Consider the following 24,557-nt stretch of genomic DNA (forward strand, 5'->3'; position numbering starts at 1 on the left):
TTAATATGAATGTTTGGATTGTTGATGATGATAGTTCAATTCGTTGGGTATTAGAAAAAGCATTAACTCATGCTCATTTCAACTGTGTCAGCTTTTCAACTGGTCAAGAAGTGATGGACGCTTTGATTACTTATGCTGAAAAGCCAGCGGTATTAATTTCAGATATCAAAATGCCGGGGATTGATGGTTTAACATTGCTCCACGATGTTAAAGAAAAATTGCCTCATTTACCTGTTATTATTATGACTGCACATTCGGATCTTGATGCAGCAGTAAATGCCTATCAAAAAGGTGCTTACGATTATATCCCAAAACCCTTTGATGTGGACGAAGTTATACAACTGGTTGAGCGTGCAATTTTGCAAACTCAAAGCAACAAAACTAGCAATAATACAACAGCAAAAGCATCAACAGGTATTATTGGTGAAGCCCCTTCAATGCAAGAGGTCTTTCGTATTATTGGTCGATTATCTAAATCATCAATTAGTGTATTAATTAATGGTGAATCAGGAACAGGTAAAGAATTAGTTGCTAAAGCACTACACACTCACAGCCCACGTTCACAATCCCCTTTTATTGCGTTGAATATGGCGGCTATTCCTAAAGATTTGATTGAGTCTGAGCTTTTTGGGCATGAAAAAGGTGCATTCACAGGTGCTGCTCAAATTAGACATGGACGCTTTGAACAGGCTAATGGTGGTACTTTATTTTTAGACGAAATTGGTGATATGCCGCTTGATGTTCAAACTCGGTTATTAAGGGTGCTTGCTGATGGGCAGTTTTATCGTATTGGTGGTTATTCGCCCGTTAAAGTTGACGTGCGTATTATTGCTGCTACACATCAAGATTTGGATGCAAGAGTCAGGGAAGGAAAATTTAGAGAAGACTTGTTTCACCGTTTAAATGTTATTCGTATATTACTTCCACCTTTACGCGATAGAGCACAAGATATTCCAAAACTTGCTGAACATTTTTTACATACAACGGCAAAAGAGCTTGGGGTAGAAAGTAAAATACTAAGCCCAGAAGCATTAGATGTATTATGCCAATTTAACTGGCCTGGTAATGTCCGACAACTTGAAAACACCTGTCGTTGGATTACAGTAATGTCTTCAAATAAAGAGGTTTTTGTTCAAGAGTTACCGCCAGAGTTGTTGCAGTTATCAACAACTAAAACGATTGACAATAATGAACATATTGCATTGCCTGCTAGTCACTTGCCACAACAACAAACAGACTGGAAACTGTTACTAGAACAATGGGCAAAACAAGCACTCACAAATGGTCAAACTGGCATTTTAACTGAAGTAATACACGATGTTGAATGTATCTTATTAAAGAGTGCACTCAATTTTACTCGAGGTCACAAACAAGATGCCGCTCATCTATTAGGATGGGGGCGCAATACATTAACTCGTAAGCTTAAAGATTTATCAATTTCTCTAAATCAGGAATTTTAACTATTAATATTCACTATGCTACCGAATAAATCGGTAGCTTTTTTATTCTATTTATTATCGTTTTACTTCTATTTAGCTGTCCTTTATTGCATATTATGATTTTAAACGCTTAAAGTTCATTGAACCTTATATCTTTTTTAGTTACAATCTTAACGTAAATGATAATTATTATAATTATCATTTTTGGATTTTTATTCAGGCTGATAATTAGGAGTTATAATGTATTCATATATTAAAGCGAAATTAGTAATTTTATTTACGGTCTTACTTGTTTTAGTTGGATGTGACAATAAAAAAGAACAGCAACCATCTGTAAAAACGGTTACCATTGAACATTCTCAAGGCAAAACTGAAGTACCTGACAACCCTAAAAAAGTTGTTGTTTTTAATACTGCAACGCTTGATATTATGGATGCATTAAATATTCCAGTTACAGCAGTGCCTCAATCAGATGTACATTACCCAACTTTCTTATCCAAATATGACAGTAAAGAATATACTAATGTGGGTACTTTATTTGAGCCAAATTATGAAGTTTTAAGTTCAATTCAGCCTGATATTATTATTGCTGGCGGTCGAGCCAATGATGCCTATAATAAATTAAATGATATTGCTCCAACAATTTCGTTAGATATTGATTACAATAATTTTTTAGGAAGCATAACGCAAAGAACCCGACAATTAGGTGATATTTTTCATAAGCAAAATGAAGCTGATAAGTTATTGGCTGATTTTAATCAAAAAATAGAGCAGCTAAAACAAAAAACAAGCACAGCAGGAAGTGCATTAGTTATCATGGTTAATGGTGGAAAAATGTCTGCTTATAGCGAAAAATCTCGTTTTGGTTTTGTATTTGATGTATTAGGATTCAAACCAGCAACAACTTTCCAAGAAGCAGGCCGTCACGGTAATGCTGTTACTTCAGAATTTATCTTAAGTGTTAATCCAGAATGGTTATTTGTTTTAGATAGAGATAATGCAATTGGTAATAAAGAGGCACAATCAGCACAGCAAGTATTGAATAATGAATTAATTAAAAAAACCTCAGCATGGCAGCACAATCATATTGTTTATTTAGATTCAACATCGATCTATATTTCTGGCGGTATTCAAACTTATAGTCATTTAATGGATCAAATAGATGTCGCTTTGCAAACTGAACTAGCCCATTAATGTAAAGCATGATTAAATCTTTTTATTTTATTGCAGGTATTTTTACTTTATTGCTCATGACTGCAATAAGTTTGTTTATTGGTGCTGGGAATATGACGCTATTGGACTTATGGTCTGATAGCAACATGCGCGAAATTTTCTTTGTTAGCCGTGTACCTAGAACGGTTGCTTTATTATTAGCAGGTAGTGCCATGAGTGTTGCTGGGTTAATAATGCAACTGTTAACCCAAAATCGATTTGTTGAACCTTCTTTAGTTGGCACAACACAATCAGCAAGTCTTGGCTTATTAATTATGATGGTGTTAGCTCCTAGCGCCAGTGTTATGACTAAAATGACTGTTGCCAGCTTATTTGCTATGGTCGGCACGATGGCTTTTATGATAATTTCTCGCAAAATCATTTTTAAATCAGCACTGATGGTGCCTCTTGTTGGTATTATGTTTGGAGCTGTTATTAGCGCAGTTACTACATTTTTTGCTATGTACTTTGATTTGCTACAATCGCTAGGAGGGTGGGAATCAGGTGATTTTTCAGGTATTTTGCAAGGTCGTTATGAGTTATTATGGCTAGTTGGCGGATTAACGATAGTTGCTTGTTGGAGTGCAGATCAATTTACCGTTGTTGGCTTAGGTCGAGATTTTTCGATCAATGTTGGGCTTAATTATCGTCGAGTCATGTTGACAGGGCTTATTGTTATTGCATTAATCGGTGGTATTGTCGTTGTTGTTGTCGGTGTTTTACCCTTTCTTGGACTAATTGTACCAAATATTGTTAGCTTATTATTTGGTGACAATGTTCGTAAAACCATTCCATGGATCTGTTTATTTGGTAGTGGGCTGGTTTTAATTTGCGATATCATTGGACGGATAATTCGCTATCCTTTTGAAATCCCTGTGAGTGTTATTCTTGGCGTAGTCGGCGCTATTATTTTTTTAATATTATTGAGTCGAAAACGCCATGTTAATTAATCAAAAACGTTATCTTTCAAGTCAAAAAAGAGTCTTTGGGTTATTTATTATTGCGTTAATTTGTATTACTTGTTTTATGACGATAGGACTTAAAGGTAATATTGGCTACATTTTGATGCATCGAACTTGGATTATGCTGACAATGATTTTAGTAGCTTTTTCGGCAGCAACATCAACATTACTTTTTCAAACTATCACCAACAACCGAATATTAACTCCCTCTATTATGGGATTTGAATCGCTATTTGTATTGATACAAACTATTGTGATCTTTTTTATTGATACACAAGGTATTCCTTATATTGGTATGATTGGTAGATTCATTTTTGAATCACTTTTATTAGTCTTATTTTCACTATTTTTGTATCGAGGATTATTTACTAAGCTCAAGCAAAATTTACATCTGGTATTATTAATCGGTATCATTTTAGGAACATTATTCCGCAGTTTATCTAATCTATTACAGCGTTTAATGACACCGTCCGAGTTTGCGATATTACAAAGCCGCATTTTTGCAACCTTTACGCGTGCTGAGCCGATATTGATCGTCTTTTCATTAGTGATTGCTGTTATCATCGGTTTGTTTTTATGGCGAATGCGATATCAGTTTGATGTTTTGGCTTTAGGGCGTGATAATGCGATAAATTTAGGTATTGATTACCAAAAAAGTATTACGATTATTTTATTGTTAGTCTCTGTTTTAGTTTCAATATCGACGGCATTAGTTGGGCCTTTTACTTTCTTAGGGCTTTTAATTGCTAATTTAGCTTATAGTGTTAGTGGATCAAGCCAACATCGTTTTTTACTTCCTACTGCTTTTTTATTAGGTGTTATTTTTCTTGTTGGTGGGCAGATGTTCTTAGAGCGGATCTTAAATATGGTTGGTGCATTGTCTATTGTGATTGAATTTATTGGCGGTTCATTGTTTATCTTCTTATTATTGAAAAAGGTGCCGATGTGATAGAAATTGATAATATTAGTAAAAACTATCAAACAATACCTGTATTAAAAAACGTCAACGCGACAATCTCAAAAGGCGGCATTACTGCCATCATCGGTCCAAATGGAGCAGGTAAATCGACATTATTATCGATCGTAAGTCGACTTTTGCTTGCTGATGAAGGACAAGTTAAAATTCAAAATATGGATGTTGTGAACACGCCAAGCGATAAGTTGGCCACCTATTTATCCGTATTAAGACAAGAAAATCGTTTTACCAGCAGATTGACTGTTTTTGAATTAGTTGGATTTGGGCGTTATCCTTATAGCAAAGGGCACTTAACTGCTGATGATTATGAATATATCCACCGAGCTCTTGAGTTTTTAGAACTTACGCAATATAAAGATCGCTTTTTAGATGAGCTTTCTGGTGGGCAAAGGCAACGTGCTTATGTTGCCATGGTGCTATGCCAAGATACGGAATATGTATTACTTGACGAACCACTTAATAACCTCGATATGAAACATGCTGTCGCAATGATGAAGCAACTGCGCCGTGCTGCCGATGAACTAGGTAAAACAATTGTGATCGTTATTCATGATATCAACTTTGCATCTGTCTATTCAGACTACATTTTAGCCATGAAAAATGGCGAACTGGTATATCAAGGTAACCCACAACAGATTATGGATGCTACTATTTTACAAGATATATTTGATACACCAGTCAAAATTGAAAATATTTATGATCAAAATATTGCTATTTATTACTAATGATTAATATGTTTATCATTATGGATAGGATTTAGATATTAACTAAATTTTATTTTTGGGGGATTAATCATTTTTATCTTTAGGCTTTGTTATAAAACATGAAGTCAAGCTAACTTATTGAGTAAAATTATAATTATTATTTACAAATTATTTTGATTCAGGTTAAATAACTAACTATATTTTAGTTGGGATAGCGTTATGAAATTAGAACAAATCGCACTTTTAGCTGGTGTTTCAAGGACAACTGCAAGTTATGTTGTTAATGGAAAAGCCAAAAAGCACCGCGTTAGTGACAAGACAATCGAAAAAGTGATGGCGGTGGTCAAACAGTATAATTACCGACCTAATGCAGTGGCAGCAGGGCTTAGAGCAGGTAAAACACGAACTATCGGCATCATTATTCCCGATTTGGAAAACAACAGTTACACTCGCATCGCCAATTATTTAGAACAATTAGCCAGAAAAGAAGGATATCAATTATTACTGGCATGTTCAAAAGATAACCCACAAATCGAAAAAGAATGTGTCAAGCATCTTCAACAACGTCGTGTCGACGCATTACTAATTTCATCGTCATTCGTTTCTAATCAAGATTGTCTTTTTTATGATGACTGGCAAAACGAAAAAATCCCTCTATTTGCGCTAGATAGGATATTGTCTACATCGAAATTTAGAAACATTGTTGGTGCAGACAAACAAGACTCAAAATCGCTAGCTCAAGCATTCAATAACTTTGTACAAGATTCTGTCGTATATATCGGGGCATTACCCAATTTATCTGTTAGTCAACTTCGTCTAGATGGTTTTAACGATATCAAACTTAATCATTGCAATAAAGTTGATTTTTTATATGCAAATAATTATAGTCGTCACGATGCTGATTTTGCCTTTAGTCAATGGCTAGAAAGCCATGCAATGCCCAATGGTATTTTTACAACTTCTTTTTCTTTATTACAAGGAACCATTGATGCAATTTTAAGAAAATTTAAACGTTTGCCCGAAACCTTAACAATTGCTACTTTTGGTGATAATGAACTGTTAGATTTTTTGCCATGTAAAGTAATATCACTTTCACAAGATCATAAAGAAGTTGCTAGTGTCACAATAAAACTATTTTTAAATTATTTGCATAATCAAAACTATCAATCTGGTACCACAATAATCCCAAGACGCTTAATTTATCGGGGCAGTTTGGGTCGTGAATAAATTGATAAATAACAATTTTATTATTTATTTTAAAATAGTTTAAATAAAAACAAGATCCAGATCACAAATAAATTATTAATAGATATAATTTATTTGATAATTAATGTTAATCAATTCATTATTGCTGAAACGATTCAATAAGGTTAGTTAAAGGATTTGCTTTTGTGTGAATTTTTAAATCAGCCTACATTTAACCCTGAGGTATTTATGATATGTTTCATTTAGTTAAAGAGAATATTCATTTAAATGAACAAGCCACTAATAAAACTGAAGCGATAAAAAAAATTGCTGCAACCTTAACTAGTGCAGGATTTGTTGAACAAGGTTATGTCGACGGAATGCTTGAACGAGAATCTCAAGCTGCTACCTATCTGGGTATAGGTATTGCTATTCCTCATGGTACAACCAAAACTCGCCATTTAGTCAAAAAAACAGGGGTGCAAGTTTTTTGCTTCCCGAATGGTGTTGAATGGGGAGATGAGGGGGAAAAAGCCTATCTTGCAATCGGTATTGCTGCCAGTTCTGATGAACATTTAGAATTGCTTCGACAATTAACCCATATACTTAGTGCAGATGGTGTTGAAGAACGAATTAAAAAGATCCAAACTACCGATGAAGCCATTGCCATTTTAACTGGCAAAGCAAGTGCTCAAGACAGCCAATTTACTATTGACTCGTCAACATTACTACTTGATATCCCCGCGGATAGTTTAGCTATGCTGCAGGCATTGAATGCCTCGCGTTTAAAACAACAAAATGCGGTAAATGCAACTTTTATTGCTGACGTGTTAGACAGCAAGCCAAATTACCTTGGAAGCGGTGTTTGGTTAAATGATAGCAAAAATGGCAATATAAAAAATGCCATTGCCATTAGCCGTACAACTAGCAATCTAAACGAAATTGGAAATCCGGTTAAATTACTTATCACAATGTCTGTTGTTGATGATGCTATTTCTGACGTTGTCAGTAATATTGCCTCTTTAGTTTACAATCAAAAACTAGACCAACTAGTATCAGCCAATGCTGATAAAATCATTAATTTGTTGCTTTCTGAGCAGCAGGTATCATCCTCAAATTCTGCACCACAGACAAGCTCAAATAACGACGGGCTCACTTGTGAATTTATTGTTCCTAACGAAAACGGCTTACATACTCGGCCATCGTCGGTTTTAGTTAAACTCGTTAAAGAATTTAACTGCAAAGTGACTGTTGCTAATTTAGACGGTAAAGGTGAACCAGTAAGTGCAACGAGCTTAATGAAAATTGTTGCACTAGGTGCCAAAAAAGGCAGTCGATTACAATTTACCGCCGTTGGCGACGATGCCGAACAAGCGCTTGAAGCAATTGGAAAAGCGATTGAAAGCGGTTTAGGTGAGGGTGTTTAAATGACTTATCGTATTGCAACAATCACATTAAATCCTGCTTATGACCTTTTAGGTTTTTGCCCAAAAGTGGAGCTTGGTGATGTTAATTTAGTTCAAACTAATGCGTTACTTGCTGCTGGTAAAGGCATCAATGTTGCTAAAGTTTTGTCGGATTTAGATGTTCAATTAACCGTTGGTGGTTTTTTAGGTAAAGAAAACCGTGATGGATTTAATTTATTATTTAAATCATTAAATGTGGTTGATAAATTTGAAACAATTGACGGTCGTACACGTATTAATGTCAAATTAACCGAAGAAAATAGTGAAGTGACCGATCTAAATTTTTCTGGCTTTACTATCAGTGAGCAAGACTGGCAAAGCTTTGTAAAAAACTCGCTTGAATGGTTAAAAGACATTGATATGGTTGCTATTAGCGGTAGTTTACCTGCTGGAGTATCACTTGATAAATTTACAAATTGGATGGAACAAGTTAAAGCGATTTGTCCAAAAATTGTATTCGATAGTAGTCGAGATGCATTGGTAGCAGGATTAAAAGCAAAACCATGGTTAATCAAGCCAAATGATAAAGAGCTTGAAATGTGGATTGGTCGCAAATTATCTACATTGGATGAAGTAAAAAAAGCTGCTATGGAATTAGTTAATGGTGGCGTAGACAATGTCATTATTTCGCTTGGAAGTAAAGGTGCATTATGGGTCACTAAAAATGAAGCATGGTTAGCAAAACCGCCTAAATGCCAAGTAGTTAGCACTGTGGGGGCCGGTGATTCAATGGTCGCTGGTTTAATATATGGTTTAATCACTGAGCAATCAATTAAAGACACTTTAGTATTTGCATCAAGTGTTGCGGCTTTATCGGTTGGACAGGCTGGTGTGGGTATCGCTGAACGCCAAGCTATAAATAATATGCTAGAAAAAATTGAAATAATTGCTGCATAAGGAGTATTCATGAATATATATATTATTGAAGGTAGTCATGCAGGTCCAGTTAATGGACGTTTAGCTAAAGCTGAATTAGCTCTAGCGGCAAATGCCTTAAATTTAAACGTAGTTGATAGTGCTGGATCAGCAGATGTTATTGTCGCTGTCGGTTCGGGAACCATTAGTGATAAATCAGTGATAGGTAAAAAAGTTTATGTTGTTGAAGACTTAAATCAGCTTTTTGCTAATCCAAAACAGATTTTAACTGATGCACAAAGTAAAGCTAGTGTTTATGAACAATCTGCTAAGGTGGCACCGACATCAACGTCAAGTCATGGTGTAAAACGCATTGTTGCTGTTACTGCTTGTCCAACAGGAGTTGCACATACCTTTATGGCGGCAGAAGCGATTGAAGAAGAGGCCAAAAAACGGGGATGGTGGTGTAAAGTTGAAACCCGTGGTTCAGTTGGTGTAGGGAATGAATTAACACCAGAAGAAGTCGCTTCTGCTGATGTTGTTATCGCAGCTTGTGATATCGATGTCGACTTAAGCAAATTTGCAGGCAAAAAACTTTATCGCACTAAAACAGGCCCAGCTTTGAAAAAAACTGCGCAAGAATTTGATAAGGCATTTGAAGAAGCAACCGTGTATCAACCAAGTGCTAATGCTTCGGTAGCTAAGTCTAATAAAGAAAAAAAAGGATTTTATCAACACCTTTTAACGGGTATTTCGTACATGTTACCAATGGTTGTAGCTGGCGGTTTGATTATTGCTCTATCATTTGCATTGGGTGAATTTAAAGATGTATTAAAAACGGTGAAAGTCTTAGAAAATGGCGTCGAAGTAGTAAAAGAAGTATTAGTAAACGAACTTGTTGGGGAGCCGCACTTAAAACTGATTGGCGATGAGGCTTTCTCTCTCATGGTACCGTTGTTAGCAGGATATATTGCCTATTCAATTGCCGATAGACCGGGTTTAGTACCAGGACTTGTTGGTGGTTTACTTGCGGTATCGACTCAAGCAGGCTTCTTAGGTGGTATTTTTATTGGTTATTTTGCTGGTTATTTAGCAATGTGTATTTCCAAATATTTACCATTACCAAAAACACTTGAGGCGTTAAAACCGATCCTAATTGTACCACTATTTGCGACATTAATAACCGGTTTAGTGATGCTGTTTATTTTTGGTGCACCTATCGCATGGTTAATGGCTTCCTTGGATTCATGGCTAAATTCGATGAATTCAAATCCAAATACTGCTGTGATTTTGGGGGTAATTCTAGGGGGAATGATGTGTACTGATATGGGAGGACCTATCAATAAAGCAGCGTATTTATTCGGAACCACATTAATTTCATCACATCAATATATGCCAATGGCTGCAGTTATGGCTGGAGGTATGGTTCCACCGCTAGCTATGGGATTAGCAACACTTATTGCACGCAAAAAATTTGCTAAAACTGAACAAGAAAGTGGTAAAGCTTCATTGGTATTAGGTTTATGCTTTATATCTGAAGGGGCAATTCCATTTGCCGCTCGTGATCCATTGCGCGTTATCCCGTGTTGTATTATTGGTGGTGCTATCACTGGAGGTATGGCGTTAGCCTTTGGTTCTCAGCTAATGACTCCACATGGAGGTTTATTTGCTTTAGCGATTCCTGGCGTGGTTAAACCAGTAGTCGGCTACCTGTTATCTATTGTTGCTGGTTCTGTTATTGCAGGTGTGGCATATGCATTTATTAAAAAACCAGAATCAGAATCTACAACCGTAGCTTAATATTGATAATATAAATAAAAAATGCCATCAAATGATGGCGTTTTTTATCATCAATAATGCATTATTTTTTTACCCAACGCTGTAAGTCTTTAGGAATAAAGTGATCTATTTGTTGTAATATCAATTGAGGATCTTCCGAAACTATTAATGTTTTATAAAAACTATCTCGAACAAACCCTTCGTTCACAGCATGTTGTAAAAAACTGAGCATAGGCTGCCAAAATTCAGCTGGATTAAATAAAGCCACCGGCTTTTCGTGATAACCGATTTGCATACCCGTCCAGACTTCAAAAATTTCTTCTAGCGTACCTGTTCCGCCTGGCATAGCAATAAAACCATCGGCAAGCTCAGACAGTCTTGCTTTGCGCTGATGCATATTGTCCACCACTTCTAAACGAGTGATTCCGTGGTGAGCTGTTTCGGCTTTAACTAAACGTTCCGGGATGATGCCAATTACCTCGCCTCCATGAGCCAAGACTGCATTAGCAATAATCCCCATTAAGCCTTTATTACCACCACCATAGATTAAACGCCTATGTTGCTCAGCTAACATTTTACCTAATTGTTCAGCATGAGCACGATATTCTGGACGATTTCCTTCACCAGCGCCACAAAAAACACAAATATTTTTTTTCATCAATTTTATTCTACCTTTTATATTACTTACCTATTATTTTAACACAGTAATCACAGAATTTGCTTACAAGCTGAGCAGTTGATTCTGTTTGGTGTTTTAGAGATTGACATTGTTGTTATAGATAGTTAATATTCTGCCTGTTGAGTGTTCCTCCATAGTTCAGTCGGTAGAACGGCGGACTGTTAATCCGTATGTCACAGGTTCAAGTCCTGTTGGAGGAGCCAATTGTCGAATACTTAGAAACCTGCTTATAAGCGGGTTTTTTATATCAATAATATATGTATTGATTCCTTTTATTGTTGTAACAAATGCGCTTAAACCACATTTAATTAGGTATGTATATAATTTATATATCATTATTATAAAAATATATTTGGAGATATATAAGTTTAGTGGTAGCTTTTTAACATTTTTACATAAAATCAAATTCAAATTCAAAATATGCGATAAACGCCAGAGGCTCAGATGGTAATTATGCATATTCCGTCAACACAAAAAAACAAAAAAGCTACGGTGCTAAATCAAAATTATGGTTGATCTGTAGTATTTTAGGATTAATTTATCATTAATACCAGAACCGAAAATCTACCGTTTATCTAAATTAAACCAGCAAAAGTAATTCAAAGTTGTGTTAAGCAATAACTTCCCCTAGAACCCATTAATAAGTGTGAGTTTATTTCTCTGCTAAAAGAGGTGCCTTTTTGTAAAAGGTATTTGATAAATATGTTGATTTTATTTGTTTTTTTATATTTTTTGTAAAAAAATGAACGTTTCCAAATCAAAAAATTCTACTTTTTCCTAGAAAAATCCCCTATGAAATTTTTATTATTAGCAACTTCTTTAATAAACAGCGTTTTTTTTATTTTTAAAATTTTTTCATAAAAAAAACGTGATCTGCCTCAATTTTTGAGTATACTATGCGTCTCATAAAACCCTAGTTTTTTTGAGGATGTTAGTTTGAGTACCGATAAACTTGTAGATTCCTATTCTCCCGCACAAATGACCCAAATTGCCGAAGATATTGGTAATTACAAAGTAAATAAACCCCTATATAGCACAGTTTTATCTGCGATTCTTGCAGGTGTTTTTATCTCTATTGCTTTCGTGTTTTATATTACCGTAACAACAGGAACCGCAACTGTTGCTTTTGGTTTAGCAAAATTGGTCGGTGGTATCTGTTTTTCATTGGGACTGATGCTGGTTGTTTGTTGTGGTTCAGACTTATTTACTTCAACCGTATTAACCATTTTACCTAAAATGACTCACAAAGTGAGTTGGGCAAAAATGATCCGTAATTGGATTTTTGTCTATATCGGTAACTTTATTGGTGCTATACTGTTTGTCACAGTTATTTGGTTTTCTGGTCAGTATATGGTTGCTAATGGTTTGTGGGGATTGAATATTTTACAAACTGCTGATCATAAGCTACATCATACCTTTATTGAAGCTGTGTGTCTTGGTTTTCTCGCTAATTTAATGGTTTGTTTGGCTGCTTGGATGAGTTATGCTGGACGTAGTTTACTCGATAAAATGCTCATTATGGTATTACCTGTCGCCATGTTTGTTGCCAGCGGTTTTGAGCATAGCATTGCAAATATGTTTATGATTCCAATGGGCATTGTCATTAACAATTTTGCTTCTCCTGAATTTTGGCAAGCTGTTGGTGCATCACCAGATGCATTTAAAGAGCTAACAGTAACGCATTTTATATTTAACAATTTGATTCCAGTTACAATAGGGAATATTTTAGGTGGTTTGGCTGTGGCGCTACCTTATTGGGCTTTATATTTACGTAAGCCGCATTGATTTTATAATATTTACCCTCATATATAAGAGGATAAATAGATATTTTTGTAAACCTGAGGTGAAAAACTATGAGTAATTTAAACGAAGTACAAGCAGCTGCTTGGAAAGGCTTTAAAGATGGTGATTGGCAAAATAATGTTAATGTCCGCGATTTTATTCAAAAGAACTACACGCCATATGAGGGCGATGAGTCTTTCTTAGCTGGCGCAACTGAAGCGACAACTAAGTTATGGGATAAAGTAATGGAAGGCATTAAAATTGAAAATGCTACCCATGCCCCTGTGGATTTTGATACAAGTGTTATTTCGACAATTACTGCTCATGATGCAGGTTATATTGAAAAAGATTTAGAAAAAATTGTTGGTTTACAAACTGAAAAACCACTAAAACGTGCAATTATTCCGTTTGGTGGTATCAAAATGATCGAGAATTCTTGTAAAGCTTATAACAGAACTCTTGATCCTTTAGTTAAAAAAATCTTCACAGAATATCGTAAAACACATAACCAAGGTGTTTTTGATATCTATACCCCAGATATTCTTCGTTGTCGTAAATCAGGTGTTATCACTGGTCTTCCTGATGCTTACGGTCGTGGTCGTATTATTGGTGATTACCGTCGTGTTGCTCTTTACGGTATCGACTACTTAATGCAAGATAAATTTGCACAATTTAATTCATTACAAGCAGATTTCGAAAACGGTGTTGATTTAGCAATGACTATGCAACGTCGTGAAGAAATCGCAGAACAACATCGTGCGCTTGGTCAAATTAAAGAAATGGCCGCTAAATATGGTTACGATATTTCAGCACCAGCTAAAACAGCACAAGAAGCAGTGCAATGGACTTACTTCGGTTATTTAGCTGCGGTTAAATCACAAAATGGTGCAGCAATGTCATTAGGTCGTACGTCGACTTTCTTTGATATTTACTTCCAACGTGATCTTCAAGCAGGATTAATTACTGAAAAAGATGCGCAAGAAATTGTTGACCATTTCGTTATGAAATTACGTATGGTTCGTTTCTTACGTACTCCTGAATATGATGAGTTATTCTCTGGCGATCCAATTTGGGCAACTGAATCTATCGCAGGTATGGGGGTTGATGGTCGTACTTTAGTTACTAAGACTTCTTTCCGTTTCTTAAATACTTTATATACAATGGGTCCATCACCAGAACCTAATATGACTATCCTTTGGTCTGAAAAATTACCAAGTGGATTTAAAGAGTTCGCATCAAAAGTATCAATTGATACTTCATCATTACAATACGAAAATGATGATTTAATGCGTCCTGACTTTAATAATGATGACTATGCTATTGCATGTTGTGTAAGCCCAATGATTGTGGGTAAACAAATGCAATTCTTTGGTGCGCGTGCAAACCTTGCTAAAACACTTCTATACGCAATCAACGGCGGTGTGGATGAAAAATTAAAAATGCAAGTTGGTCCTAAAGAAGCGCCAATTACTGATGAATATTTAGATTTTGATACAGTATTTGCACGTTTAGATCACTTTATGGATTGGTTAGCAAAACAATACGTAACAGCATTAAACGCTATTCACTACATGCATGATAAATATAGTTATGAAGCATCATTAATGGCATTACATGATCGTGATGTGATTCGTACTATGGCATGTGGTATTGCCGGTCTTTCTGTTGCTGCTGACTCACTTTCTGCGATTAAATATGCAAAAGTAAAAACTATTCGTGATGAAGATGGTTTAGCGACTGACTTTGAAATCGAAGGTGAATATCCACAATTTGGTAACAATGATCCACGAGTCGATGATATTGCTGTTGATCTAGTTGAACGTTTCATGAAGAAAATTCAAAAACTTAAAACTTATCGTAATGCAATTCCTACTCAGTCAGTATTAACTATTACTTCAAACGTTGTTTATGGTAAGAAAACTGGTAATACTCCTGATGGTCGTCGTGCTGGTGCACCATTTGGACCGGGTGCTAATCCAATGCACGGACGTGACCAAAAAGGTGCGGTGGCTTCATTAACCTCTGTTGCTAAATTACCATTTGCTTATGCTAAAGACGGTATTTCTTATACTTTCTCTATCGTTCCAAATGCATTAGGTAAAGATGATGATGTGCGTAAACGTAATTTAGCCGGCTTAATGGATGGTTACTTCCATCACGAAGCAACAATTGAAGGTGGTCAACATCTAAATGTTAACGTATTAAATCGTGATACATTATTAGATGCAATGGAGCATCCTGAAAAATATCCACAGTTAACCATTCGTGTTTCTGGATATGCGGTACGTTTCAATTCTTTAACTAAAGAGCAGCAAAATGACGTAATTAGTCGTACATTTACGCAAGCAATGTAATTGAGTTAATTAATTATTAAAATAGCGTCCTTAAGGGCGCTATTTTTTTATCAAGATTAAAAGAATATTGGTGTCCACTTTTATTAAATATCAATATGATGATAATAATTGAATACTGTTGATATTTATTCGGTATAATTAAACAAAATATAATTAGCGTCGATTAATATAATTGGTGTAAGCCAAATGCTATCGGCGTTAAAATTATTAAAAGCAATATGGGCAATGATTAGAGATTATCTATGGAACAACAAAATATTATTATGACAACCAAATCACCTATTAAAGGCCGCATTCACTCTTTTGAATCCTTTGGTACTGTTGATGGCCCTGGAATTCGCTTTATTGTTTTTTTTCAAGGTTGTTTAATGCGTTGCTTGTATTGCCATAATCGTGATACTTGGGATTTAAAAGAGGGAAAAGAAGTCACTGTTGATGAATTGATGAAAGAAATTGTTTCTTACAAGAGTTTTATTATGCCTAATGGTGGTGGCGTGACGGCTTCTGGTGGTGAGGCAACGCTACAAGCTGAATTTGTTACAGAATGGTTTAAAGCTTGTCATCAAGAGGGTATTAGCACTTGTTTAGATACAAATGGTTATGCAAGACAGCTCGATCATGTTGTTGATGAACTTTTAGACGTTACTGATTTAGTTATGCTTGACTTAAAACAAGTCAATGATGAAATTCATCAAAAATTAGTTGGTGTTCCTAATAAGCGGGTTCTCGAGTTTGCCAAATATTTACAAAAAATCAATAAACGAACTTGGATACGTTATGTGGTTGTTCCCGGATGGACCGATGATGATAATTCAGCGCATTTGCTTGGTCAATTTATTCACGGGATGGACAATATTGAGCGTGTAGAATTGCTTGCTTACCATAAAATGGGGGCATATAAATGGGATACACTTGGCGATGAATATAAGTTGGAAGGGGTTGAAGCTCCACCAAGAAAAACGCTTGATAGAATCAAAGGCATCATAGAAAGTTATGGCCATTATGTCACTTTTAGTAAATAATAAATCAGCTGTTTGACACAAGGCACAATGAATTGTGCCTTTTAGTATCCATTAAATTCTTTTGCGTTTTATTGTTCGCATAACAAAAATCCCACCCTCCAAAGCTAGAATGCCAACCGATAGCCAAATAAATCCATATGACAAAATATGCTTTGATGAGACTGTTTCATGCAAAAATACTATTGAAATAATTGTCAGTAGTATGGGTTCTACATATCCCAATAAACCAAATAATCCCATGGGTAGTAAGCGACTTGCAACAAAATACATAGCAAAAGCTACAGCAGTGATGATGCCTAACATAGGTATATAAATATGGAAATGAGAAAGATCACTGATTATTTTGTCTAAACGATAGTTTAAAGCACAATATACTAGGCACCCTAGGAAGATAAACAAAAAGTCAGAAAAGGTGCCAGAAATGCCATCTATTTGCAATTTGCGCCTTATTATGAAGTATATTGGGTACCCCAGAGCAATAACACAGGTTTCCCATGAAAATGCTCCTGTAATGTAGATTTCAATAGTAACGCCTAATACAGCTAGTCCGACGGCTATTTTTTGCAAAAAACTGAGCTTTTCTTTATAAACGATCTGTCCAGAAATTACCATTGCTAATGGTAATAAAAAATAGCCTAATGAGGCGGATAATCCATGCCCATTAAGTGGTGCCCAGATAAAAATCATCATCTGTATTGTGAGCAAAAACGAAGAAAATAATAACCCCAATAAAAGAAGAGGTTGTTGTTTTATTCGACTAAATAGTGCTGTTATAGCTGACCATTGTTTTCCTGCAATGATTAATATAACTATTGCAGGAAATGAGGTTAGTAATCGCCAACAAAAAATATCAACAACAGATAAGGGATGTAACAAAACTGGATAGTAATAAAGTAACCCAAATAAACATGATGCAAGTATTGAAAGTGCTACACCTTTTATCATTTTTCCACCGTTGTTAATAAAAAAGCGCTAACAAGTAGCGCTATTATATACATTAGAAGGCGTGTTTATTTAATAAACTCAACACCATTCATATAAGGTACTAAAACTGATGGAACTTTAATTGAACCATCTGCTTGTTGATAGTTTTCCATAATTGCAACCAGCGTTCGACCAACAGCTAAACCAGAACCATTCAGTGTATGGACTAAATATGTTTTATTGTCAGCTTTATTGCGATAACGAGCTTGCATGCGTCGAGCTTGGAAATCCCACATATTTGAACAAGAAGAGATCTCTCTATAGGTATTTTGAGCTGGTACCCATACTTCAAGATCATAGGTTTTACATGAACCAAAGCCCATATCACCAGTACACAGTACAATTTTTCGGTATGGTAGTTCAAGTAATTGTAATACTTTTTCTGCGTGAGCAGTTAACTCTTCTAGTGCTTTCATAGACTCTTCAGGCTTAACAATTTGAACCAATTCTACTTTATCAAATTGATGCATACGAATTAAGCCGCGAGTATCTTTACCATAAGATCCCGCCTCTGAACGAAAGCAAGGAGTATGCGCTGTCATTTTTAATGGCAATACACTTTCATCAAGAATTTCATCGCGTACAAGGTTAGTGACTGGCACTTCAGCGGTTGGAATTAACGCATAATTGCTACTGTCTGCTTCTTCATCAAGTGGTTTAGTATGAAATAAATCACCGGCAAATTTAGGTAATTGTCCTGTACCAAAAAGTGTTGTTTGGTTTACAAGATAAGGCACATAAATTTCGGCATAGCCGTGTTGTTCGGTGTGTAAATCTAACATAAATTGGGTGATAGCACGATGTAAGCGTGCTATTTGTGATTTCATAACCACAAAACGAGCACCTGTTAGCTTTACGCCAGCTGCAAAATCAAGCCCACCAAAACGTTCACCTAATGCAACGTGATCTTGAACTGGAAAATCAAACGTTCTTGGTGTACCAAAACGTGATATTTCGACATTATCGTTTTCATCTTTACCATCAGGTACAGAATCATCAGGAATATTCGGGATAGAAGAGGCAATATCTTTAATTTGATTGAGTAACGTATCAAGCTCTATTTTTGCGCTATTAAGTTTTTCACCAAGTTTGTTAACTTCTTCACGTACAGCTGTGATATCTTCACCACGAGCCTTTGCTTGACCTATAGCTTTTGAGCGAGCGTTACGCTCAGCTTGCAAGTTTTCTGTTTCAACTTGTAATACCTTGCGCTTTTCTTCTAGATGACGAATAGCATCAACATCTAATTTAAATCCACGACGCGCTAATTTATTAGCGACAAGATCCAATTCATTTCGGAGTAAATTTGGGTCCAACATACATAATATCCATTATTAATTAGGGAATCTCTTTCTACTTCGTTGTTATTCTAATATAGATAACAGAACATATAAATCAAAAAGTAGATTGATTTATTGATATTAAAATTTGTGAGCTTAGTATACTAGAATTATATCGGGATTCAACCTAAATGGCGCACCCGAAGGGATTCGAACCCCTGACCGCTCGGTTCGAAGCCGAGTGCTCTATCCAGCTGAGCTACGGATGCGTGTAAGTTCGTTAAAAAAATGGTGCATCCGAAGGGATTCGAACCCCTGACCGCCCGGTTCGTAGCCGGGTACTCTATCCAGCTGAGCTACGGATGCGTTTTGAATTTATTAAAATGGTGCATCCGAAGGGATTCGAACCCCTGACCGCCCGGTTCGTAGCCGGGTACTCTATCCAGCTGAGCTACGGATGCATATTTTAATTTTTTAAATGGCGGTGAGAGAGGGATTCGAACCCTCGATGCAGCTTTTGACCGCATACTCCCTTAGCAGGGGAGCGCCTTCAGCCTCTCGGCCATCTCACCAAAGCATTATGACTTTGCTCAAACAACAAAATCATAATGTGTGGCGCACATATTACTTTTTACAAAAAATAAGTCAAACATTTTTTTATTTATACGTGCTGGTTGTTTATTTACTGCCCAATATTACCCTCAGGACTTGGGCAATTCATCGTTTATCTCTTGTGGCTGATGAATTCTGTTATATATTTCTTCTCTATGAATAGAAACTTCTTTAGGTGCATTAATACCAACTCTGACTTGATTGCCTTTTACGCCCAAGATGGTAATAACTACATCATCACCAATTATTAGTGTTTCACCTACTCTCCTAGTTAAAATTAACATTAGATCTCCTAATATCAGTTAAGTATATATCCAAACAATTTTAAGATATAGCTTCGTTAGCCTCCATCTATAAAATAGAAGATGGAATTTTAAAGAAAAACTCTAATATTTAATTATTAAACATTTGAGTATATATGGCTAACTTGCTTGTAATTTGCTACTGATTTCTTTTTTCACCGAAGATAACGCTTCTGGTAACGCTGAGAGATCCGTTCCTCCTGCTTGAGCAAAATCAGGCCGCCCACCACCTTTACCACCTATCTTTAATGCTAATTGAGAAACTAATTCGCCTGCTTTAACTATATTGACTAAATCATCAGTTACACCAGCAGCTAAATTAATTTTACCATCATTAACGGCAGCTAAAATAATTACACCTGTTTTTAATTGATTTTTAAGATCATCAATCATTGTCCGTAATAATTTTGCTTCGACGCTATCTAGTTTAGCAATAAGCAAATTTTTGTTATTGATTGTTTCACATTGATTAATCAATTGTGCACTTTCTTGGCTAGCTTTTTGTGCTTTTAATTGTTCAATCGTTCTTTCAAGCAGTTTAGTTTGATCAAGCAATTGTTCAATGCGTGTTATAACTGTAGATTTGTCACTTTTAACTAATTGTCCAATTTCAGTTAATAAATTGGATTCGTTATGTATCAGATCTATTGCATTTTGTCCAGACGTTGCCTCGATACGGCGTACACCCGATGCAATGCTTGACTCTGTTATTATTTTAAATAAACCAATATCGCCAGTTCTATCTACGTGAGTACCACCACAAAGTTCAATTGAAAAATCGCCCATTGTTAGAACTCTAACAATATCTTCATATTTTTCACCAAATAAAGCCATAGCGCCTTTATCTTTAGCCTTATCAATAGGCATTAGCTCAATATCTACTGGTAAATTACGACGAATTTGTTGATTAACTAAGTTCTCTATTTCAATAATTTGTTCTGGTGTAATAGCTTGATTATGTGAAAAGTCAAAACGCAGATAGGTATCATTAACTAAAGATCCTTTTTGATGAACATGGTTACCTAAAACACGTTGTAAAGCCGCTTGTAATAAATGTGTAGCAGAATGATTACGGCGGATACGTTCGCGTAACTCGATATCAATAGCTGCAGTGATATTATCGCCAATTTTTAAAGAACCTTTAATTAGTTTTCCTAAATGGCCAATACTTTTACCATATTTTTGGCTATCAAAAACGCTAAATTCAAGATTAGCTGCAGTTAATAAACCTTTATCACCAATTTGACCACCTGATTCTCCATAAAATGGTGTTTTGTCTAAAACGACGATAGCTTCATCACCAGCACTAATATTTTCAACCTTCTGGCCATTTTTAAATATAGCAATAACTTTTCCTAAGGATTCTGTTGCCTGATAGCCTAAAAACTCAGTTTTATCATCAAGTTTAATAACATTGCTATAATCGACATTAAATGAGCTTGATTCGCGAGCTCGTTTTCTTTGCTCTTCCATGCAATGATTAAAACCAGCTTCATCAATAGTAATATTTTTTTCGCGACATACATCAGCAGTTAAATCTAGCGGGAAGCCGTAAGTATCATAAAGTTTAAATGCAACATCACCAGGTAATATTTGACTGCTTAGTTTTGCTAGTTCTTGATCAAGTAAAAATAATCCGCGTTCTAATGTTTTTAAAAACTGTTCTTCTTCGATTTTGAGCGCGTCTTCAACTAATTTTCGATTAGTTTCTAGTTCAACTGCTGCACTTCCCATCACATCAATTAATGGTTTAACAAGCTTGTAGAAGAAAATATTTTTTGCACCTAGCATATGTCCATGGCGTACAGCACGTCGAATAATACGTCTTAAAACATAACCTCGACCTTCGTTTGAAGGTAATACTCCATCCGAAATTAGAAAAGCACAAGAACGGATATGATCAGCAATAACGCGTAGAGATTTGCTTTCTAAATCTTTAGTTTGAATAATATGAGCTGCATCATTAATTAATTTTTTGAATAGATCTATTTCATAATTAGAGTTGACATGTTGCAATACTGCTGCAATGCGTTCTAGTCCCATCCCAGTATCGACCGATGGTTTAGGTAATGGTTCCATTGTACCGTCAGGATGGCGATTAAATTGCATAAAGACAATGTTCCAAATTTCTATAAATCGGTCACCATCTTCTTCAGCGCTACCTGGAGGTCCCCCCCAAATATGATCTCCATGATCATAGAAAATTTCGGTACAAGGACCACAAGGCCCTGTATCTCCCATCTGCCAGAAATTATCTGAGGCATACGGGGCACCTTTATTATCACCAATACGAATTATGCGTTCTTTAGGTATACCTATTTCTTTTTCCCAAATTGTATAAGCTTCGTCATCTGTTTCATAAACGGTAACGGTTAATTTATCTTTAGGTAGATTAAACCACTTTTCGCTAGTTAACAATTCCCATGCAAAATGTATTGCATCATGCTTAAAATAGTCGCCGAAACTAAAGTTACCTAACATTTCAAAAAAAGTATGGTGTCGGGCTGTATAGCCAACATTGTCTAAATCGTTATGTTTACCACCAGCACGCACGCAACGTTGTGATGTCGTTGCTCTAGTATAAGAACGCTTATCAATACCAAGAAATACATCTTTAAATTGATTCATTCCAGCATTAGTAAATAATAATGTTGGGTCATTGTGTGGAACAAGGGAACTACTTGCGACAACTTCATGTCCTTTGTCACGGAAAAAGTCAAGAAAATTTTGACGAATTTCTGCTGTGCTTTTCATTTATGCTTCCATATAAAACGATAGATGTTTAAATATAGTAATATACCTGTTACAACAAAAGTTGAAAAGTAAATATTCTTATATTGGGGTGGAGCTAATTAGTACTACAAGTAAATAAGGAAAAAGAATTAGTGAGCTTTTATTTGTAATCGGTTTTACTAAATTGTATATATTGTATTCTAGATATTATGACTATTTAAGTCAATAAATTGTATACTGTTTTAATATCATCTTGCGTATAACCTCTTGTCATTAAAAATTGAATACCTTTTTGTTTTTTATTGTTATTTTTAGAATCAATTTGTTTTAGCTTTTTTATCAATTGTTCATATGCTAGATTAGTCCAGTCGATATTAGCCATTTGCAATAGTTGTTGAGTTAAATCAACTGATAAACCTCGTTGTTTGAGTTCCATTGCAATTTTATATTTTCCATAACCTTTATTTGCACGCATAACAATATATTTTTCAATATATTGCTCATCATTAATCCAATTTTGATTAATACAATGCTCAATTACATCCCGTATTTCTGTTTTTAGTTTGGCTAACAGGTCATGATATTCTTCATCTGTACATCGTTGTTTATTTGCAAAAAAAAATGTTATTTTTTGGCTTAGCTCATACGAAGAGTGATCACGCTGTGCAAGTAATTGCACAGCTTTATTTAGGATTAATTTATTGAGTTTTTTCTCATTATTCAATGCTTTCATCCTCAGATGAAATATTTTCGTCATCAGCCGTAAAAACAGCCGGACTATTTAGTAATAAATCACGTAGTTTGATTTCTAGTTCTTTAGCAATTTCTGGATGTTCTTGTAAGAACTTAATTGAATTAGCTTTACCTTGACCCACTTTTTCGCCATTGTAGCTATACCATGCGCCAGCTTTATCGACCAATTTGTGTTTGACTCCTAAATCAATTAGTTCACCTTCTTTTGAAATCCCACAACCATACAAAATTTGGAATTCAGTTTGTCTAAATGGTGCGGCAACTTTGTTTTTAACCACTTTTACTCTAGTATCACTACCAATAATATCTTCGCCTTCTTTTACTGAGCCAATACGACGAATATCAAGACGAACAGAGGCATAAAATTTAAGTGCGTTACCACCGGTTGTTGTTTCAGGATTACCAAACATTACACCAATTTTCATACGAATTTGGTTGATAAATACAACTAAACAATTAGCATTTTTGATGTTTGCAGTAAGTTTACGCAAAGCTTGTGACATTAAACGAGCTTGTAATCCCATGTGAGAATCGCCCATTTCTCCTTCAATTTCAGCCTTTGGTGTTAAAGCGGCAACGGAGTCAACAATAATCACATCAACGGCACCAGAACGAACCAAAGCATCACAAATTTCAAGTGCTTGTTCACCAGTATCAGGTTGAGAAACTAATAGATCATCAACTTTTACACCTAATTTCGCAGCATAAATTGGGTCGAGAGCATGTTCAGCATCAATAAATGCACAAGTTTTACCTTCTTTTTGAGCTTGTGCTATAACCGATAAGGTGAGTGTTGTTTTACCCGATGATTCTGGTCCAAAAATTTCAACGATTCGGCCCATTGGTAAGCCGCCAATACCTAATGCAATATCTAGACCTAAAGAACCAGTAGATACCGCGTCCACATCTAACGTTTGGGTATCCCCTAAACGCATAATTGAACCTTTACCAAATTGTTTCTCGATTTGACTTAATGCAGCGGAAAGTGCGCGTTGTTTATTTTCGTTCATATTATAAAATTCCAATGAGTTAGGATATGGATATATTATACTGTATTATTATACAGTATCAAGTTTTTTTATACACAAACAGTCAATTAGTTATGGGAGCTTATTCACAGTTTTTTTACCAATAGTCCATTTGGTGTAATAGTTGAAACTAACAGATGGTGATGAAATATTAATATTCAAGATTAAATTTATTGGATTATTCTATTCATTTTATGATTATAATACTCAAACAATTTTAAACCAATAATGATTGTTTAAATATAAATAAGAAAAGCGGTGTATTTTATAAAAATTGTTATATATAACATCTAATAATAATCAAATTTTACTAGTTTAATTCAGCAATACTTACAAAAAATTCAATTTGACAAAATGAGATTTGAAGTGTTTTTAACCTAATTTTATTTATTTAAATATTTATAATTAATTGTAATATTAATTACAAATATTTTTATAGGTTAAAATGTA

The 24,557-nt window shown here is 35.2% G+C and carries 19 protein-coding genes and 5 tRNA genes; 13 read left to right on the forward strand and 11 right to left on the reverse strand.

The genetic code is table 11. From position 1 onward, the window contains the following. The first annotated feature begins 5 nt into the window (after positions 1-5). From glnG to GYX25_RS09010, 9 genes are all read left to right on the forward strand, one after another. The gene (gene glnG, locus GYX25_RS08970) at positions 6-1,460 is read left to right on the forward strand and encodes a nitrogen regulation protein NR(I) (protein ID WP_091348886.1); all 1,455 of its coding nucleotides are present in this window, start codon (positions 6-8) and stop codon (positions 1,458-1,460) included. A gap of 231 nt (positions 1,461-1,691) precedes the next feature. Further along, positions 1,692-2,633 carry a siderophore ABC transporter substrate-binding protein gene (locus GYX25_RS08975; protein ID WP_425337791.1) on the forward strand — a complete coding sequence of 314 codons (942 nt, stop codon included), beginning with the start codon at positions 1,692-1,694 and terminating at the stop codon, positions 2,631-2,633. Positions 2,634-2,644: 11 nt separating this feature from the next. After that, complete coding sequence (locus GYX25_RS08980; protein WP_091349163.1) at positions 2,645-3,601, forward strand: ABC transporter permease; 957 nt, start codon at positions 2,645-2,647, stop codon at positions 3,599-3,601. Next, positions 3,591-4,562, forward strand: a complete 972-nt coding sequence (locus GYX25_RS08985) for an iron chelate uptake ABC transporter family permease subunit (protein ID WP_091348891.1) — start codon at positions 3,591-3,593, stop codon at positions 4,560-4,562. The genes GYX25_RS08980 and GYX25_RS08985 overlap by 11 nt, the downstream gene beginning before the upstream one ends. Next, the gene (locus GYX25_RS08990; protein WP_091348894.1) at positions 4,559-5,314 is read left to right on the forward strand and encodes an iron ABC transporter ATP-binding protein; all 756 of its coding nucleotides are present in this window, start codon (positions 4,559-4,561) and stop codon (positions 5,312-5,314) included. Before GYX25_RS08985 ends, GYX25_RS08990 begins: the two co-directional genes overlap by 4 nt. A gap of 198 nt (positions 5,315-5,512) precedes the next feature. After that, on the forward strand, positions 5,513-6,520 hold the full coding sequence (gene cra, locus GYX25_RS08995; protein WP_091348896.1) for a catabolite repressor/activator: 1,008 nt from the start codon (positions 5,513-5,515) through the stop codon (positions 6,518-6,520). Positions 6,521-6,732: 212 nt separating this feature from the next. Further along, positions 6,733-7,905, forward strand: coding sequence for a fused PTS fructose transporter subunit IIA/HPr protein (gene fruB / locus GYX25_RS09000; protein WP_174787209.1), 1,173 nt, complete (start codon positions 6,733-6,735; stop codon positions 7,903-7,905). Then, positions 7,906-8,841 (forward strand): 1-phosphofructokinase, encoded by a 936-nt coding sequence (fruK, locus tag GYX25_RS09005; protein ID WP_174787210.1) that lies wholly within the window; start codon positions 7,906-7,908, stop codon positions 8,839-8,841. 9 nt (positions 8,842-8,850) lie between these two features. Next, positions 8,851-10,599, forward strand: a complete 1,749-nt coding sequence (locus tag GYX25_RS09010; RefSeq protein ID WP_174787211.1) for a fructose-specific PTS transporter subunit EIIC — start codon at positions 8,851-8,853, stop codon at positions 10,597-10,599. A gap of 61 nt (positions 10,600-10,660) precedes the next feature. On the opposite strand, the gene GYX25_RS09015 is transcribed toward GYX25_RS09010, so the two are convergent. Beyond that, entirely contained in the window at positions 10,661-11,236 is a 576-nt protein-coding gene (locus GYX25_RS09015) for an LOG family protein (RefSeq protein ID WP_091349035.1), read from the reverse strand. Positions 11,237-11,384: 148 nt separating this feature from the next. Between GYX25_RS09015 and GYX25_RS09020 the strand changes: the two genes are divergently transcribed. The 4 genes from GYX25_RS09020 (at position 11,385) to pflA (ending at position 16,415) form a co-directional block, all read left to right on the forward strand. Beyond that, positions 11,385-11,460, forward strand: a tRNA-Asn gene (locus GYX25_RS09020). A 733-nt stretch (positions 11,461-12,193) separates the two neighbouring features. Next, positions 12,194-13,042 (forward strand): formate transporter FocA, encoded by an 849-nt coding sequence (gene focA / locus GYX25_RS09025; RefSeq protein ID WP_238786092.1) that lies wholly within the window; start codon positions 12,194-12,196, stop codon positions 13,040-13,042. Positions 13,043-13,110: 68 nt separating this feature from the next. Then, a complete protein-coding gene (gene pflB / locus GYX25_RS09030; protein WP_091349038.1) occupies positions 13,111-15,393 on the forward strand; it encodes a formate C-acetyltransferase in 2,283 nt (760 codons plus the stop codon). Positions 15,394-15,635: 242 nt separating this feature from the next. Then, the gene (pflA, locus tag GYX25_RS09035; RefSeq protein WP_238786093.1) at positions 15,636-16,415 is read left to right on the forward strand and encodes a pyruvate formate lyase 1-activating protein; all 780 of its coding nucleotides are present in this window, start codon (positions 15,636-15,638) and stop codon (positions 16,413-16,415) included. Between the two features lie 51 nt (positions 16,416-16,466). Here the strand turns inward: pflA and rarD are convergent, their stop codons facing one another. From rarD to recA, 10 genes are all read right to left on the reverse strand, one after another. Then, on the reverse strand, positions 16,467-17,360 hold the full coding sequence (gene rarD / locus GYX25_RS09040) for an EamA family transporter RarD (RefSeq protein WP_174787212.1): 894 nt from the start codon (positions 17,358-17,360) through the stop codon (positions 16,467-16,469). Between the two features lie 65 nt (positions 17,361-17,425). Beyond that, positions 17,426-18,718, reverse strand: a complete 1,293-nt coding sequence (gene serS / locus GYX25_RS09045; RefSeq protein WP_174787213.1) for a serine--tRNA ligase — start codon at positions 18,716-18,718, stop codon at positions 17,426-17,428. 153 nt (positions 18,719-18,871) lie between these two features. After that, positions 18,872-18,948, reverse strand: a tRNA-Arg gene (locus GYX25_RS09050). Positions 18,949-18,968: 20 nt separating this feature from the next. After that, positions 18,969-19,045 (reverse strand) — tRNA-Arg (locus GYX25_RS09055). 18 nt (positions 19,046-19,063) lie between these two features. Beyond that, positions 19,064-19,140, reverse strand: a tRNA-Arg gene (locus GYX25_RS09060). A gap of 18 nt (positions 19,141-19,158) precedes the next feature. Continuing rightward, a tRNA-Ser gene (locus GYX25_RS09065) sits at positions 19,159-19,251 on the reverse strand. Positions 19,252-19,380: 129 nt separating this feature from the next. Further along, complete coding sequence (csrA, locus tag GYX25_RS09070; protein ID WP_091349048.1) at positions 19,381-19,575, reverse strand: carbon storage regulator CsrA; 195 nt, start codon at positions 19,573-19,575, stop codon at positions 19,381-19,383. Positions 19,576-19,713: 138 nt separating this feature from the next. Continuing rightward, complete coding sequence (gene alaS, locus GYX25_RS09075) at positions 19,714-22,347, reverse strand: alanine--tRNA ligase (protein WP_174787214.1); 2,634 nt, start codon at positions 22,345-22,347, stop codon at positions 19,714-19,716. A gap of 196 nt (positions 22,348-22,543) precedes the next feature. Beyond that, positions 22,544-23,050, reverse strand: coding sequence for a regulatory protein RecX (locus GYX25_RS09080; RefSeq protein ID WP_167349326.1), 507 nt, complete (start codon positions 23,048-23,050; stop codon positions 22,544-22,546). Continuing rightward, entirely contained in the window at positions 23,043-24,089 is a 1,047-nt protein-coding gene (gene recA / locus GYX25_RS09085) for a recombinase RecA (protein ID WP_091349058.1), read from the reverse strand. The genes GYX25_RS09080 and recA overlap by 8 nt, the downstream gene beginning before the upstream one ends. Positions 24,090-24,557 lie beyond the last annotated feature (468 nt).

The organism is Gilliamella sp. ESL0254 (assembly GCF_013344985.1).
Classification (GTDB): domain Bacteria; phylum Pseudomonadota; class Gammaproteobacteria; order Enterobacterales; family Orbaceae; genus Gilliamella; species Gilliamella bombicola.

Coding starts and splice junctions, on each gene's coding strand:
- serS (WP_174787213.1), bottom strand. CDS start 18,718: ATGTTGGACCCAAATTTACTCCGAAATGAATTGGATCTTGTCGCTAAT.
- rarD (WP_174787212.1), bottom strand. CDS start 17,360: ATGATAAAAGGTGTAGCACTTTCAATACTTGCATCATGTTTATTTGGG.
- GYX25_RS09015 (WP_091349035.1), bottom strand. CDS start 11,236: ATGAAAAAAAATATTTGTGTTTTTTGTGGCGCTGGTGAAGGAAATCGT.
- pflA (WP_238786093.1), top strand. CDS start 15,636: ATGGAACAACAAAATATTATTATGACAACCAAATCACCTATTAAAGGC.
- GYX25_RS09010 (WP_174787211.1), top strand. CDS start 8,851: ATGAATATATATATTATTGAAGGTAGTCATGCAGGTCCAGTTAATGGA.
- csrA (WP_091349048.1), bottom strand. CDS start 19,575: ATGTTAATTTTAACTAGGAGAGTAGGTGAAACACTAATAATTGGTGAT.
- recA (WP_091349058.1), bottom strand. CDS start 24,089: ATGAACGAAAATAAACAACGCGCACTTTCCGCTGCATTAAGTCAAATC.
- cra (WP_091348896.1), top strand. CDS start 5,513: ATGAAATTAGAACAAATCGCACTTTTAGCTGGTGTTTCAAGGACAACT.
- fruB (WP_174787209.1), top strand. CDS start 6,733: ATGTTTCATTTAGTTAAAGAGAATATTCATTTAAATGAACAAGCCACT.
- alaS (WP_174787214.1), bottom strand. CDS start 22,347: ATGAAAAGCACAGCAGAAATTCGTCAAAATTTTCTTGACTTTTTCCGT.
- GYX25_RS08985 (WP_091348891.1), top strand. CDS start 3,591: ATGTTAATTAATCAAAAACGTTATCTTTCAAGTCAAAAAAGAGTCTTT.
- pflB (WP_091349038.1), top strand. CDS start 13,111: ATGAGTAATTTAAACGAAGTACAAGCAGCTGCTTGGAAAGGCTTTAAA.
- glnG (WP_091348886.1), top strand. CDS start 6: ATGAATGTTTGGATTGTTGATGATGATAGTTCAATTCGTTGGGTATTA.
- fruK (WP_174787210.1), top strand. CDS start 7,906: ATGACTTATCGTATTGCAACAATCACATTAAATCCTGCTTATGACCTT.